The organism is Sinomicrobium sp., from assembly GCA_029266035.1.
In the GTDB taxonomy this organism is placed as follows: domain Bacteria; phylum Bacteroidota; class Bacteroidia; order Flavobacteriales; family Flavobacteriaceae; genus Sinomicrobium.
This window is the reverse complement of sequence record JAJUFH010000041.1, coordinates 1-13,589: the sequence shown is the minus strand read 5'-3', so window position 1 is coordinate 13,589 and position 13,589 is coordinate 1. Positions and strand designations below refer to the sequence as shown.

Annotated in this window: 13 protein-coding genes; 9 read left to right on the top strand and 4 right to left on the bottom strand. The window is 40.6% G+C overall.

Annotated elements, in window-relative coordinates; translation table 11 throughout:
• The first annotated feature begins 237 nt into the window (after window positions 1–237).
• The 8 genes from darT to ACYZZR_RS12910 all read left to right on the top strand — a co-directional run bounded on the left by darT (window position 238) and on the right by ACYZZR_RS12910 (window position 9,011).
• The gene (darT, locus tag ACYZZR_RS12945; RefSeq protein ID WP_461534432.1) at window positions 238–876 is read left to right on the top strand and encodes a type II toxin-antitoxin system toxin DNA ADP-ribosyl transferase DarT; all 639 of its coding nucleotides are present in this window, start codon (window positions 238–240) and stop codon (window positions 874–876) included.
• Window positions 877–878: 2 nt separating this feature from the next.
• Window positions 879–1,937, top strand: a complete 1,059-nt coding sequence (gene darG / locus ACYZZR_RS12940; protein ID WP_461534431.1) for a type II toxin-antitoxin system antitoxin DNA ADP-ribosyl glycohydrolase DarG — start codon at window positions 879–881, stop codon at window positions 1,935–1,937.
• Between the two features lie 1,130 nt (window positions 1,938–3,067).
• Window positions 3,068–3,499: a DUF2061 domain-containing protein gene (locus tag ACYZZR_RS12935; RefSeq protein ID WP_461534430.1), complete on the top strand. Its 432-nt coding sequence runs from the start codon at window positions 3,068–3,070 to the stop codon at window positions 3,497–3,499.
• Window positions 3,481–4,074 carry an adenylyl-sulfate kinase gene (cysC, locus tag ACYZZR_RS12930; protein ID WP_461534429.1) on the top strand — a complete coding sequence of 198 codons (594 nt, stop codon included), beginning with the start codon at window positions 3,481–3,483 and terminating at the stop codon, window positions 4,072–4,074. Before ACYZZR_RS12935 ends, cysC begins: the two co-directional genes overlap by 19 nt.
• Before the next feature lie 9 nt (window positions 4,075–4,083).
• Window positions 4,084–4,989 (top strand): sulfate adenylyltransferase subunit CysD, encoded by a 906-nt coding sequence (cysD, locus tag ACYZZR_RS12925; RefSeq protein ID WP_461534428.1) that lies wholly within the window; start codon window positions 4,084–4,086, stop codon window positions 4,987–4,989.
• A gap of 3 nt (window positions 4,990–4,992) precedes the next feature.
• On the top strand, window positions 4,993–6,279 hold the full coding sequence (gene cysN / locus ACYZZR_RS12920) for a sulfate adenylyltransferase subunit CysN (protein WP_461534433.1): 1,287 nt from the start codon (window positions 4,993–4,995) through the stop codon (window positions 6,277–6,279).
• A gap of 9 nt (window positions 6,280–6,288) precedes the next feature.
• Window positions 6,289–7,092 carry a 3'(2'),5'-bisphosphate nucleotidase CysQ gene (cysQ, locus tag ACYZZR_RS12915; protein ID WP_461534427.1) on the top strand — a complete coding sequence of 268 codons (804 nt, stop codon included), beginning with the start codon at window positions 6,289–6,291 and terminating at the stop codon, window positions 7,090–7,092.
• Window positions 7,093–7,892: 800 nt separating this feature from the next.
• Entirely contained in the window at window positions 7,893–9,011 is a 1,119-nt protein-coding gene (locus tag ACYZZR_RS12910) for a DegT/DnrJ/EryC1/StrS family aminotransferase (RefSeq protein WP_461534426.1), read from the top strand.
• Between the two features lie 190 nt (window positions 9,012–9,201).
• On the opposite strand, the gene ACYZZR_RS12905 is transcribed toward ACYZZR_RS12910, so the two are convergent.
• Window positions 9,202–10,170 carry a helix-turn-helix transcriptional regulator gene (locus tag ACYZZR_RS12905; RefSeq protein WP_461534425.1) on the bottom strand — a complete coding sequence of 323 codons (969 nt, stop codon included), beginning with the start codon at window positions 10,168–10,170 and terminating at the stop codon, window positions 9,202–9,204.
• A 126-nt stretch (window positions 10,171–10,296) separates the two neighbouring features.
• On the opposite strand from ACYZZR_RS12905, the gene ACYZZR_RS12900 reads away from it, so the two are divergent.
• On the top strand, window positions 10,297–10,713 hold the full coding sequence (locus ACYZZR_RS12900; RefSeq protein WP_461534424.1) for a 3D domain-containing protein: 417 nt from the start codon (window positions 10,297–10,299) through the stop codon (window positions 10,711–10,713).
• A 169-nt stretch (window positions 10,714–10,882) separates the two neighbouring features.
• Here ACYZZR_RS12900 and ACYZZR_RS12895 read toward each other — a convergent pair whose 3' ends face one another.
• The 3 genes from ACYZZR_RS12895 to ACYZZR_RS12885 form a co-directional block, all read right to left on the bottom strand.
• Window positions 10,883–11,737, bottom strand: a complete 855-nt coding sequence (locus ACYZZR_RS12895; RefSeq protein WP_461534423.1) for a nucleotidyl transferase AbiEii/AbiGii toxin family protein — start codon at window positions 11,735–11,737, stop codon at window positions 10,883–10,885.
• Window positions 11,734–12,372 (bottom strand): type IV toxin-antitoxin system AbiEi family antitoxin domain-containing protein, encoded by a 639-nt coding sequence (locus tag ACYZZR_RS12890; protein ID WP_461534422.1) that lies wholly within the window; start codon window positions 12,370–12,372, stop codon window positions 11,734–11,736. The genes ACYZZR_RS12895 and ACYZZR_RS12890 overlap by 4 nt, the downstream gene beginning before the upstream one ends.
• A 660-nt stretch (window positions 12,373–13,032) precedes the next feature.
• Window positions 13,033–13,398 carry a helix-turn-helix transcriptional regulator gene (locus tag ACYZZR_RS12885; protein ID WP_461534421.1) on the bottom strand — a complete coding sequence of 122 codons (366 nt, stop codon included), beginning with the start codon at window positions 13,396–13,398 and terminating at the stop codon, window positions 13,033–13,035.
• Window positions 13,399–13,589: the final 191 nt, after the last annotated feature.

Here is a 13,589-nt window from a genome sequence, read left to right as displayed (position 1 = left end):
GGTGTTTTTGATTTTTTCATTGTTGTTTTGTTTGGAACCAATTACTTTTTCATGGCGTTTTGTTGCAAATCATTATATTATAACCCAGACGCTGTTGTGACGAAAATTTTTGGTTCTCCCCCCCCCCCCCCCCTAATTGATCCGAGATGTTCACATTTTCACTTTATTAAATTTAAAAAGCGGTATTTTAGTAATTTAATATTTGATTAGCTATAGATTTTAAAGTTGAAATGTTTGATGGAAATCCCTAAAGTTGTAAGAGTATATAGAATGGTACATTGGAGAAATGTGGAATTTATTCTACAGCACGGTATATGCTCTAAAACACATCAGAATGCTGATCCCAATTATATCAATATAGGTATGCGGTCTTTAATTGATGACCGTCATGACTATAAAATTCCAATAGAGAGAATGGGGAGCTTAGGGGAGTATATTCCTTTTTATTTTGCCGGACATTCTCCTATGCTATATATGATTATGCATGGGCTTAATGGTGTTACTAAAAGACCACAAGAAGATATTGTTTTTTTAGTGTGCAATTATGAAGAAATAAAGAATGCTTCTCTACGTTTTTTGTTTACTGACCGAAATGCAAAAATGGCCGTTGCAAATTTTTTTCGCTCAGAACAAGATTTTTGTCAATTAGCCTGGGATTGCATTCGAACAAAATATTGGAAAAGCGATGAATCTAATCTGGAAAGACGGGATTTAAAACAAGCAGAGTTCTTAGTTTATCATTATGTGCCGGTACATTGTATCCAATGTATAGTCGTAAAGAATTTGGAACGAAAGGAGTATTTTGATAATATGATTCGTAGTTTTGGACTTTCAATTCCCGTTTATATTGATAAAAGTTGTAAATTGTATTACTAACTATGATTAAGTATACGAAAGGAAACCTGTTAGATGCCAAAACCGAGGCACTTGTAAATACCGTTAACACCGTCGGTGTAATGGGTAAAGGAATTGCATTGCAATTCAAAAATAGATTTCCTAACAATTACAAGGTATATCGTGATGCTTGTAAGACAGGCTCGTTCAAAACCGGCCAAGTCTTAGTGGTTCAAGAAGGCGACTTACTTAATCAGAAAACTATCGTCAACTTTCCCACCAAAGCACATTGGAAAGAAAAGTCTAAATATGACTATATAGATACTGGTCTTGTCGCTCTTAAAGAGGCTATCACAAAATACCGTATTAATAGTATTGCTATACCACCATTAGGGTGTGGGAACGGGGGCTTAGATTGGTCTGTAGTAAAAAAAATGATTGAAGAGCATTTGAATGATTTGAGAATAGACATTTACATCTATGAGCCAAACAACCATATAAAGGAAATACTTCAAAAAGGAAAAAATGCTAATCCTGACGTGAAGTTGACCCCAGCAAAGGCTATGTTACTCTATTTATTGTTTGCCTACGAATCAAAAGGAGAGCAAAGTAGTTTATTTGTGGCAAACAAATTGGCATACTTTTTACAACGAAAAGGAGAAAAACTTCGATTGAATTTTGAAGCGCATCATTATGGTCCATATACCGTTCAATTAAATCACCTATTATTACCTCTTAACGGAATATTTATAAAAGGAATGGAACAAAATGTTATAAAACCTTTTGAGCCTATTTACTTAAACTATAACCGTTATAGTGACATTAAACAATATATTGGTGAAAATCTTAATATTAGCCAAAAGCAAAGACTAGAAGATGTTATTTCATTTCTTGATCGTTTTGAATCTACTTTTGCATTAGAATTGCTGGCTACAGTAGATTATTTAATGAGCAAGGTTAATACTACTGACCCTGAGATCATACTCAACCATATTTCTAAATGGAACAATAGAAAAATAAATCTTTTCAAACCCTCCCAAGTACAAATTGCAGTAGACCATATTAAAAATTACTCTCGTAGAAGTTTGGAGTACTCATCATAACTCACTTTTCAGAATTTTTTTCCCACTTTAGAAGTGGAGAAGCCTTGATTCAATAATATGAATAATGTTTAAGTGGTCGAATGTTCAGACTTGGTTTTTGGGGTAAAAAATGATAAGCACACAAGCTACTGTGGATATACCGTTGTAAGCTGCTCTCTTTTCTTGTGTTGGTTAGTTCGTAGTTGGTAGTTTGTAGTGGGGGTTTGTTGACTCGGAGACTTGGTGATGTGGTGACGTGGAGACGGGGTGATATGCGTCATGGCGAGGAGCACCCCGCAAAGCGGGAGAAGTGCGACGTGGCCATCTCATTCCCTGAGCAACTACCATTACAAACAATCCCTTTTTAGGGAATGGTCTGTGTGTGCTTGCCGGGAGATTGCCGCGATGCCTCCCCTTGGTCGGCTTCTCGCAATGACGGGGAGGAGTCGATTAGTTCTTAGTTCGTAGTGTTTTTTCGTTTTTCTGTTTTTTACTGTCATCCCGACCATCGGCCTGTCCGCCGAAGGAGGAAGGGATCTCCGGTCCAGACGATTTGTAGTTGATTAGTTTTTAGTGGTTTATTGTGGCCTCAACCACCTTTTCAGGGCGATGTGTAGCACAGCGATTTGATATAAACCAGACGCTGTAGAGACGCAAAATTTTGCGTCTCCCCCCATAGACGAATTAGTGTGGTGCGATTTGTTGTTGTCCCCTCTAATCGGTGGCTTCGATACACCGTTCGCTGCGCTGCGGCACTCAGCCACCTTGGTTTCGTCTTAATCTTTTGCTTCGTTTTGTATCAAGACAAAATAAAGAGAAGGAATGTGTAGAGAAGATTGTTTGTAAGTGCAGAAGAAAAGCAAAAAACAATTAAAAAACCGTAATTCCTCTATTAAATTACCGCATATCAATAGGATATTTCTTCTTTTTTACTACTATCGCATACTTAATTAAGTTTATTTTTACTGACAAGCTGACCGATTGCGATTGTTTGCTAAAAATGATGGTATAAGAAATACGTTATCGGTTTTTCTATCGTTTGTATCCATGGCGGTTAGATATAATTGGTTTTAAGAATTAAGAACAGTATTTTTGTCGCCGCTATGATGAATACTGTTGTATTTATATTAAATTGTAGCTCAAAATATTATATGGGGAATAGTTCACAGAAAAGGCATATCGTAAAGGCGTTTACCTGGCGAATAATAGGTACTATTGACACGATGTTGCTTTCTTGGATTATTTCCGGTAACCCAATGGCCGGCTTAAAAATTGGGCTTACGGAGGTCGTTACCAAAATGATTCTTTACTATATTCACGAAAGGGTCTGGTTTAAAGTAAATATGCCCGATAGCAGGAAGCGACACCTTCTAAAAACAGTGAGTTGGCGGATGGTAGGGACCATAGATACTATGATTTTGGCATGGATTATTACAGGCAGTCCCACTACCGGTATGAAAATCGGATTGGCAGAAATACTCACTAAGATGTTGCTGTATTATTTACACGAACGCGCTTGGTACAAAATAGATTATGGTTTAACTAAAAGGAGACGGTTAAAGCGATGGAAAAAAATGTCGTAAAACACCACTACAAGGTGTGTAAAGAAGAAAGGAATAAGAGCAATGGACACAATTCCTTTCTGTTGTGGTTTACGGGCTTGTCCGGTTCCGGAAAATCTACTATAGCCAATGCGGTAGAGCAACGTCTACACGATAGTGGTATTAAGACCTATGTGCTGGACGGAGATAATATCAGGCGAGGCATTAACAGTGACCTCTCTTTTAGCCCAGAAGACCGTTCTGAAAATATTAGAAGGATAGCGGAAATAGCCAACCTGCTGGTAGATGCCGGACTTGTAGTGTTGGCAGCTTTTGTATCGCCCTATAAAAAGGACAGAGAATTTATCGCCAAGACGGTGCAGGTAGACAATTTTGTCGAGGTGTATATCAGTACTAGCCTTGAAGAATGTGAGCGCCGTGATGTAAAAGGGCTATACAAAAAGGCGCGCGAAGGAAAAATCGGGAATATGACCGGTATTTCGGCGCCCTACGAAGCTCCGGAGAATCCGGATATAGAAATTCGTACGGAAGAGGAATCTATTCCGGAAGCCGTAGAAAAGATAATAAATGCAATAAAGAATAAACTGGAAAGCTAAGTATATATCATGAGTAAGTATTATTTGAATTACCTCGATGAACTCGAGTCGGAAGCTATATATGTCTTGCGTGAAGTATGGGCACAGTTTCAAAACCCGGTAATATTATTTTCGGGAGGGAAAGACTCTATAGTAGTCACTCACTTGGCCCGGAAAGCGTTTTTTCCGGCCAAAATACCCTTTGCCCTGATGCATGTAGACACCGGGCATAACTTCCCTGAAACCATTCAATTTCGAGACGATCTTATCAAAGAACTCGGCGTTCGGCTTATCGTAGGATCGGTACAGGAATCCATCGATCAGGGACGAGTAGCCGAAGAGAGAGGTAAGAATGCTACTCGTAATGCTTTGCAGATTACTACTTTGCTAGATGCTATTGAGTCTAATAAAATAGACTGTGCTATTGGAGGTGGACGTCGCGATGAGGAGAAAGCTCGTGCTAAAGAACGCTTTTTCTCGCACCGTGATGATTTCGGACAGTGGGATCCTAAAAATCAACGCCCCGAATTGTGGAACCTGTTCAACGGTAAGCAATTTGAAGGAGAGCACTTCCGAGCATTCCCGATAAGCAATTGGACGGAAATGGATGTATGGAATTATATAAAACGCGAAAACATACAAATCCCTTCCCTCTATTTCGCTCACGAGCGAGAAGTAGTTTGGCGCAATAATTCGTGGATTCCCAATTCTGAATTCCTGAAATTGGAAGAGCACGAAGAAGTTGTTGTCAAAAAGATACGTTTCCGTACTTTGGGAGATATTACCATCACAGGAGGAATTGAATCTGACGCCGATACCGTAGCTAAAATTGCAGAAGAGGTTTCAGCTATGCGGCAAACCGAACGAGGTAATCGATCAGACGACAAACGCTCAGAAACAGCGATGGAAGACAGAAAGCGCCAGGGATATTTTTAGTACATTAATCGATCAAAGAAAAGACAGTATATCATGCAATTAGATAATAGTCAGTTATTGCGATTTACCACAGCAGGAAGTGTAGACGACGGAAAAAGTACCCTAATAGGGCGCTTGCTCTACGACTCTAAATCCATTTTTGAGGACCAGTTAGAAGCCATAGAAGCCACTAGTAAACAAAAGGGACATGAGGGTGTAGACCTCGCTCTGTTTACCGATGGACTAAAAGACGAAAGAGAGCAAGGAATCACTATCGATGTGGCTTATCGTTATTTTACCACCCCAAAACGAAAATTTATCATAGCAGATACTCCCGGTCATATACAATATACCCGAAATATGGTCACCGGAGCTTCAACAGCCAATGCAGCTATTATTCTGGTCGATGCCCGTCACGGAGTGATTGAGCAGACCCGAAGACATGCCTTTATTGCTTCTTTGTTGCAAATACCGCATATTATTGTATGTGTCAACAAAATGGATCTCGTCGACTTTTCGGAAGATGTCTTTAACGATATTGTAGGTCAGTTTGAAAAGTTCTCATCTAAACTGTTGGTCAAAGATATACGTTTCCGTCCTATCAGTGCCTTGCTGGGAGACAACGTAGTCAACCGTTCCGAAAATATGCCTTGGTATGAAGGCTCTACACTGCTGCATACCCTAGAGACCTTACATATAAGCAGTGATGTAAACAAAGTTGACGCTCGTTTTCCGGTACAAACGGTACTCAGACCGCAAAGTGGAGAATACCTTGACTATCGCGGTTATGCCGGAAGAATGGCCAGTGGAGTGTTGCGTCCGGGTGATGAGGTAACGGTATTGCCTTCAGGTTTTAGCTCTAAGATAAAAACGATAGACACTTTTGAAGGTTCGGTAGAAGAAGCCTTTGCGCCAATGTCGGTTTCGGTAACCCTGGAAGATGATATAGATATCAGTAGAGGAGACATGATTGTGCGAACGAATAACAAACCTGAAGTTTCACAAGATGTAGAAGTTATGTTGTGCTGGTTGAACAACAAACCTGCCAAACCACGTGCTAAGTATACCGTACGACATACCTCTAATGAACAGAAAGCAATGATCAAGGAGATTGTCTATAAAATCGATATCAATACACTTGAGCGCAGCTCGAATGGAGATGATCTAGAGATGAACGATATCTGTAAAGTAAAACTCCGCACTACACAACCCCTTATGTTTGATTCCTATCAACAAAACCGTACCACAGGGAGTTTAATTCTAATCGATGAAGCTACTAATGAAACCGTGGCTGCGGGAATGATTGTTTAAAAAAGATATATGGATTTAAACAAATTGTTGAAAGTGGCTATTGAAGCCGGTCTCCAAGCGGGTGAAAAGATTATGGAGATCTACGAAACCGGAGATTTTGAAGTAGATTTTAAATCGGATGATTCCCCTTTGACTAAAGCCGATATCGCTTCGCATAGAGAGATTGTGGGTTTTCTTGAAAAGACAGGGATACCCATACTCTCGGAAGAAGGGAAGAAACTTCCCTATGAAGAGCGAAAATCATGGGACACTCTTTGGATTGTAGACCCAATCGATGGAACTAAAGAATTCATAAAAAGGAATGGAGAATTTACCGTGAATATCGCCCTGGTAAAAGAACAATCTCCAGTGCTTGGAATGATTTATGTGCCAGCCTTAAAAGAACTGTATTTCTCTACTGTAGAGATAGGAGCTTATAAATGCACTGTACACGACGATAGCCTTGAAAACGATACCGTAGAGGCGTGGATATCGGCATCAGACAAACTACCGCTTAAACAAGAACGACAAGTTTATACGGTAGTAGCCAGTAGGTCTCATCTTTCACCTGAAACCCAAGAATTTATCGATGCCCTAAAAGAAAAACACGGCCAAGTAGAAACCATTTCCAAAGGAAGTTCGCTCAAGTTGTGTATGGTAGCTGAAGGCAAAGCCGATTGCTATCCCCGTTTTGCCCCCACTATGGAGTGGGACACTGCCGCCGGACAAGCTATCTGTGAACACGCCGGATTTACAGTGATAGACTATACCACCAAAGAAAAAATGAAATACAACCGAGAAGAGTTGTTAAACAACTGGTTTTTGGTGCAGTAGTTGATTAGTTTGTAGTTCTTAGTTCGTAGTGGTTTTTCTGTGTTTTTGTTTTTCTGTGTTTTTGTTTTTTGGCGCTGACATTCCGATTAATCCAAAAATCGAAGCCTTTCCAGAAATAAGCTTAATTCCCGCAGAATCGCGTTTGCGATAGCAAAAAGAGCGTGTAGTGGAAATTCAGCTGGTTCCCCGCGATAGCTGGGGAAATTTCCTTAAAGGCTTCTTGACTTTTTGCTTCGTTTTGTGTCAAGACAAAATGAAGGAAGGGTTTTTGTTGACACGGAGACTTGGTGACGCGGAGATTTGGTGATGTTGATTAGTTCATAGTTGTTTAGTATGGCACCAATTACTTTTTCAAGGCGATATGTAGCACAGCAATATAATATAAACCAGACGCTGTAGAGACGCAAAATTTTGCGTCTCCCCCCATAGACGAATTAGTGTGGTGCGACGTGGCCATCTCATCCCTTGGGCAATTGCCATTACAAATAATCCCTTTTTAGGGGTGCTTGCCGTGAGATTCTTCATTCCACAGTATTCCGTTCCGAATATATATTATAAATGTTTTTACAATATTGGAATTCAATTCCGAAATTGTAAACATATATTTTTGTCGATAGCAAAATATACAATATCGCTACTGAAAAAACTTCTGATTATTCATAATAAAAACTATAGTTTTACAAAATAAATCGGTGTTGAGCAAGTTAGAAACACTAATGAAAATGTTGGAAGGGAAATGAGATTTATAAATTATCTTGTGTCGTATTTCCCGAAGTCTTACATTTATCAAAAACAAATTTATGTCAGAAAAGATCTGGCTCTCTTCCCCTCATATGGGCGGAAATGAGCAACAATATGTACAACAGGCCTTCGATACCAATTGGGTAGCGCCATTGGGTCCGCATGTGAATGGTTTTGAAGCGGATATACAGCAATACCTCGGAGGAGGAGTAGAGGTAGCTGCCGTAAGTGCAGGTACTGCAGCCTTGCATTTGGCGCTAATACTCAGTGGCGTAGAAGTCGGTGATGAGGTGATTTGCCAAAGTTTGACTTTCTCAGCTTCTGCCAATCCGATTACTTATCAGGGGGCTATTCCGATATTTGTAGATAGCGAAGCGGACACCTGGAATTTATGTCCGCAAGCATTGGAAACAGCGATTAAAGACCGTATAGCCAAAGGTAAAAAGCCCAAGGCAATTATAGGAGTTCACCTCTATGGTATGCCGTATAAGGTGGAGGAAATTCACCAGGTGGCAGAACGCTATGATATTCCCGTGATTGAAGATGCTGCCGAGGCTTTGGGAAGTAGTTATAAGGGACGTTATTGCGGTACTTTAGGGAGTATGGCGATACTGTCGTTTAACGGAAATAAAATCATAACCACTTCCGGTGGCGGGGCTTTGGTTTGTAAGACCGAAACACAAAAGCAAAAGGCGGTATTTCTCGCTACTCAGGCTCGCGATCAGGCGCCGCATTATCAGCATTCGCATATAGGCTATAACTATCGTATGTCGAATATCTGCGCAGGTATAGGCCGCGGACAGATGGAGGTGTTAAACGATAGGGTAGCACAACGCCGAGCGATGCACGATTTTTATGTGGAGCTTTTTAAGGATAATGAGCGCATTTGCGTGTTTAGCGAACCCAATAAAGATTATTTCTGCAATCACTGGCTAACTGCTGTACTCACCGATAGCTATGAGACCCGCGAAAAAATACGGCTGGAGCTGGAAACCAAAAACATAGAAAGCAGACCGATATGGAAACCCATGCATCTACAACCGGTATTTAAAGATGCTCCCTACTATGGTGGCAAGGTAGCCGAAGATATATTCAACCGCGGACTCTGCCTTCCTTCCGGATCAAACCTAACCGATAGCGATCGGGAGAGAATACGAGAGGGACTTGTAGTCGATTAGTTCTTAGTTGGTAGTTCGTAGTGGTTTTTTATTTTTCTGTGTTTTTGTTTTTTTGCTTCGTTTTGTATCAAGACAAAATGAAGGAAGGGTTTTGTTGACGGGGAGACTTGGCGATGCGGAGACTTGGCGATGCGGAGACTCGGAGATTAGTTATCACTCATTAACCCAATACCCCACTAACCCAATACCCCTACGAACTAAGTGCTCCGTGCTTTTCGGTAATGCCTTTGATAATCTCTGCTACACTTTGGCGGAGCTCGTCGGGTTCTACGATCTCGGCATGGTCGGCAAAGGTGATAAACCAACGGGCAAAGCCGTCCTTTAAATAGGGGGTGAGAAAGGTCATTTCGACACTGTCTTCCAGTTCTTTTTCAGAGATAAAGCCGAGATAGGGCCTTTTGTATTGAAGGTACGCCTTTACTTTTTTGTCCACTCTAATCACGATTTTTGTCTGTTGTTGTATGTGGGACTGCTGTTCTTTTTGTTGCAGATAGTTGTCAAAAGTCTCCCGTTCCGATTCTCGGTCGCGGGGGGTGAGCGCGATATTGTAAATACGATCTGCTCTAAAGTGGCGGTAGTCCTTTCTCAAATGGCAATAGGCTATGGTATACCAGCGATGATATTCGTGATACACGCCTATGGGTTCTATCAGACGCCTTGTTTCCTCTTCTCTGCCGTGAGCTTTATAGCTTATTTGTACTATTTTTTTCTGCGAAATGGCTCGGAACAGCACCTCCAATACATTTCCCGGAATGTTCTTGGGAAGGTCGGCTGTGTTTTCTATATAGATATGAGAGGAGAGATCTTCTACAAAGTCTTTTTCACTACCACGAAGTACTGCTTTTACCTTGTACATAGCCTCTTGGAAGTGTTTTCGTATTACCCGATCGCTGAGTTGTTCCATCAGTTTTTCGGCGGTGACAAAAGCCATGGCTTCTTCTCGGGTAAACATTACCGGAGGCAGCCGATATCCGTCTACTATAGAATATCCCACTCCCGCTTCGCCATATAGCGGCACCCCGGCTTCTTCTAAGGTGCGTATATCCCGGTAGATGGTACGAAGACTCACTTCAAACCTTTCCGCAAGCTCCTGAGCTCTGACCACGCGCCGGGATTGCAGTTGAATGAGAATAGCTGTTATTCTGTCGAAACGATTCATCACTTGAGGGGTTATCTGTCAAAAATAGTCAATTGTGGGTTATTTTCTATGAGGAACAGATAGATATGTTGGTCTGTTATCCGCTTTAAGTGAAAATAAATAAGAGAGGAGTAGCGTTATCCATATATGTATATAAGAACAACCCCTTTTCTCAAAAACGGCTTGATGGTATTGTGGCCTTTGGCTGTTCTTTTTTCCGGATTTAGCGGATTCGCTCAGCAGTGCATTACCATAGAGGTTACGGCCATGGCCTATAATTCCGTTAAAAGTCAGACCGGACCGGGCGATCCTACTATCACGGCCTGGGGCGACAAACTAAAACCGGGTATGAAAGTGATAGCTGTCTCTCGCGATTTGATAGCGATGGGACTTACTCACAACACCAAAGTACGCATAGAGGGGCTAGAGGGTGCTTATGTTGTAAAAGACAAGATGAACAAACGCTGGAAGAAGAAGATAGATATCTATATGGGAAAAGACATAAAAGCCGCTCGCCGATGGGGCAGGCGAAAAGTTAAAATCACTTTTACTCCCGATTTGTAAAGGGTTTTGTTAACGCGGAGACTTGGTGTTGAGGAGACTCGGTGATGCGGAGACTCGGTGATGAGGAGACTCGGTGATGCGGAGACTCGGTGATGCGGAGACTCGGTGATGCGGAGACTCGGTGATGAGGAGACTTGGTGATTAGCTATAACTCAATAATCCAATAACCCTATTCCCAAACTTCTAAGTGTGTTATCAGATCGTGAAAATACTGTTTATTCCAAATTTCCAAAGTTTTAAAATCTTTGACAAAGCGTTTAATGTCATTTTTGAGGTATTGCATATTTACGGTGTCAATTTTCTGTGTCAATAGCGTTCTAAATTCCTGTTCTGTAATTAGATCGCTATTCCAATCTCCGCTGTCTTTAGCTCTTATTACAAAATGGCGAAGGTTTAGGGCAACACCTTTTTTTATATACCACTCCATATCAAACCAGTCCCGACCTTTTACGTTTTGTCCCCATTTTCGAAAGAGGAGAGCGTGCATTTTACCGGCGAATAAATCTGGTAGCGTAAGACATTTTACATAAAATGAAAACGGCCTTAAGAGTAATTTTTCTTCCGTGTCAAATCCTAGAGGTGGTTTTGTATCTACTTCTATCTTGATTTTGATATTGGCAATCCGATCTACACCTTGTTCTGGAATAATACCCTCTAGTATCAATTCTTTCCAGAGCGTTTCCGATTTTAAAAATGCAGAGTTAATAGTACTTCTAATCGCCTTTTCCTTTTCTCTGATCGATACTTGCATTCCAAGTGATTCAAACTCTTGAATGATAGCATTTTGGTATTTACTCAAATTAAAGCTTTCGTCAATATCTAGCAGTGTGAAATCTAAATCTTCCGAAAACCGATTCAATCCATAAAAAATCCTCAAGGCTGTACCACCGTAAAAGGCGGCTTTTTCAAAGAAACCTGAACGGTAAAGTCCTGCAAGTGCTACCTCCTGCATAATTTCTCTCAATGCGTCTTTCGCCTCCTGTTCGTTAGAGGGCTTATAACTTTCTAGCCATGCTTTTATCATAATCGCTCTATTGTTTTTATAAGGGTCAACAAGCTATCTCTTTTCGGAGTATAAGGAAGCCATTGGCGTATGGCATTTAGATCCAAATCTTTTAAAGTAGCTTCGTCTATTCGCATATCATCTACAAGAAATTCATGTGTACTTCGAATACTTCTCAAACTCAGTCCTGAGGTATTCACTATTTTGTCGCATAGTGCTTTTTCTGCCGAGGCTACAATAGCGTATTGATTGGACGACAGCTGAAGCATGTTTAACCCAAAGGAATAATAGGGCAGTGGAAGACGTGTATAAGTAAACAGTCCCATTGTAGTATCAAATTGGCGCGATGCCTTTGTAGTCATAGAAGATATCTCATAAACTCGCTCCGGAATCAAGCCGTGAAAAGACATTGCAGTTTCTAGTGAAACATAACTTGGTCCCAATAAGTGATTAGCGACAAGCATAGCATCCGGTTTTCTATCCGTTGCCGATGGACCTGCAATATACAAGCCTTTTTTTAAGGGTTTTAGAAAGCCTTTGTCTTTTAAGCCTAATATTTTGTCATTAGGCCGCTTGTACCCTTTTAACCACGAAATCAATAATTGATGCGGTAGTGGATAATCGGCATATTTACTTATAAGTTGAGTGATCTCCATATACAAATGTAAAAAAATAACAAGATAAACGGATATTTTTCGTTTATCTTGTTGTGAAAATACATTTCTTAAAGAGAATGGCTGTATATACTTGCAAAGAGATCACCTCGGCCCCTCCTTAGGTCGGGACCTCGTGAATACACCTTGGGAGAGTTAGTAGTTCGTAGTGTTTTTTCGCTTTTCTGCATTTTCGTTCTTTCGTTTTATAGCGTCTACATTTCGATATTTTCCAAACCCGAAGCCTTTCCAGGGCGATGTGTAGAAACAGCAATATGACATAAACCAGACGCTGTAGAGACGCAAAATTTTGCGTCTCCCCCCATAGACGAATTAGTGTGGTGCGATTTGTTGTTGTCTTCTCCAGTCGGTGGCTTCGATACTGTTCGCTGCGTTGCTGCACGCTGTTACATGGGTTTCGTCTTGACTTTTTGCTTCGTTTTGTGTCAAGACAAAATGAAGGAAAGGGTTTTGTTGACACGGAGACTTGGTGATGCGGAGACTTGGTGATTAGTTATCACTCATTAACCTAATAACTCATTAACCCATTACCCCACTAACAAAGAAAGCTGAATACCCCCATGTATCGGAATGTATTGAAGCCCCAGCTGGTCACTAATAAATACAGTCAATATCCCTTGGACAGGATTTTGAAAATACTCTTTAGGACTTGGGTTTATTAAACTTTTTGGCGATAAGATTTTCGAGCGATTTGTAATAGCGCTCCTTTTCTTCGGTGAGTTTAGTTTCCAGTTTAAGGGTCTCTTTGACGATAGAAAGCAGTTCTTTCTTGTCCTTTAAAATAAACAGCTCACAAAATTCGATTTCTAATATCTGACTTATGGCATATATTTTATCCCACGGACTGGAGTGTTCAAATCGTTCTATTCGGCCTATTGCAGTGGGATTGGAGTTCAGTTGCTCAGCGAGCACAAACTGAGAGAGCCCCTTTTGTAATCGGCTCAGCCTCAACATACATCCTATCTGAATGTTTAATAGCTCTAACTCTGCCTCACTGTATTTTTTCATACAGTAAAAATTGATAAAAAAGAGCAATTTTATCGATACATATTTGTTATGAATAAAAATTTTATTACATTTGTGTTGCGTTACATAAATTTGCGATTCTTCAAATAGAAAATATTGAAGCAATTGCTTTGAATCTCGCATTAGAAAACTGGTAATTTTTTATGTGTACGAGAGGATAAGTAAATTTGCTC

Bases quoted from the DNA above. Each gene is read 5' to 3' on its own strand.
- ACYZZR_RS12885 (WP_461534421.1), bottom strand. From the start codon at position 13,398: ATGAAAAAATACAGTGAGGCAGAGTTAGAGCTATTAAACATTCAGATA.
- cysD (WP_461534428.1), top strand. From the start codon at position 4,084: ATGAGTAAGTATTATTTGAATTACCTCGATGAACTCGAGTCGGAAGCT.
- ACYZZR_RS12935 (WP_461534430.1), top strand. From the start codon at position 3,068: ATGGGGAATAGTTCACAGAAAAGGCATATCGTAAAGGCGTTTACCTGG.
- darG (WP_461534431.1), top strand. From the start codon at position 879: ATGATTAAGTATACGAAAGGAAACCTGTTAGATGCCAAAACCGAGGCA.
- ACYZZR_RS12890 (WP_461534422.1), bottom strand. From the start codon at position 12,372: ATGGAGATCACTCAACTTATAAGTAAATATGCCGATTATCCACTACCG.
- ACYZZR_RS12895 (WP_461534423.1), bottom strand. From the start codon at position 11,737: ATGATAAAAGCATGGCTAGAAAGTTATAAGCCCTCTAACGAACAGGAG.
- ACYZZR_RS12900 (WP_461534424.1), top strand. From the start codon at position 10,297: ATGTATATAAGAACAACCCCTTTTCTCAAAAACGGCTTGATGGTATTG.
- cysC (WP_461534429.1), top strand. From the start codon at position 3,481: ATGGAAAAAAATGTCGTAAAACACCACTACAAGGTGTGTAAAGAAGAA.
- darT (WP_461534432.1), top strand. From the start codon at position 238: ATGGAAATCCCTAAAGTTGTAAGAGTATATAGAATGGTACATTGGAGA.
- cysQ (WP_461534427.1), top strand. From the start codon at position 6,289: ATGGATTTAAACAAATTGTTGAAAGTGGCTATTGAAGCCGGTCTCCAA.
- ACYZZR_RS12905 (WP_461534425.1), bottom strand. From the start codon at position 10,170: ATGAATCGTTTCGACAGAATAACAGCTATTCTCATTCAACTGCAATCC.
- ACYZZR_RS12910 (WP_461534426.1), top strand. From the start codon at position 7,893: ATGTCAGAAAAGATCTGGCTCTCTTCCCCTCATATGGGCGGAAATGAG.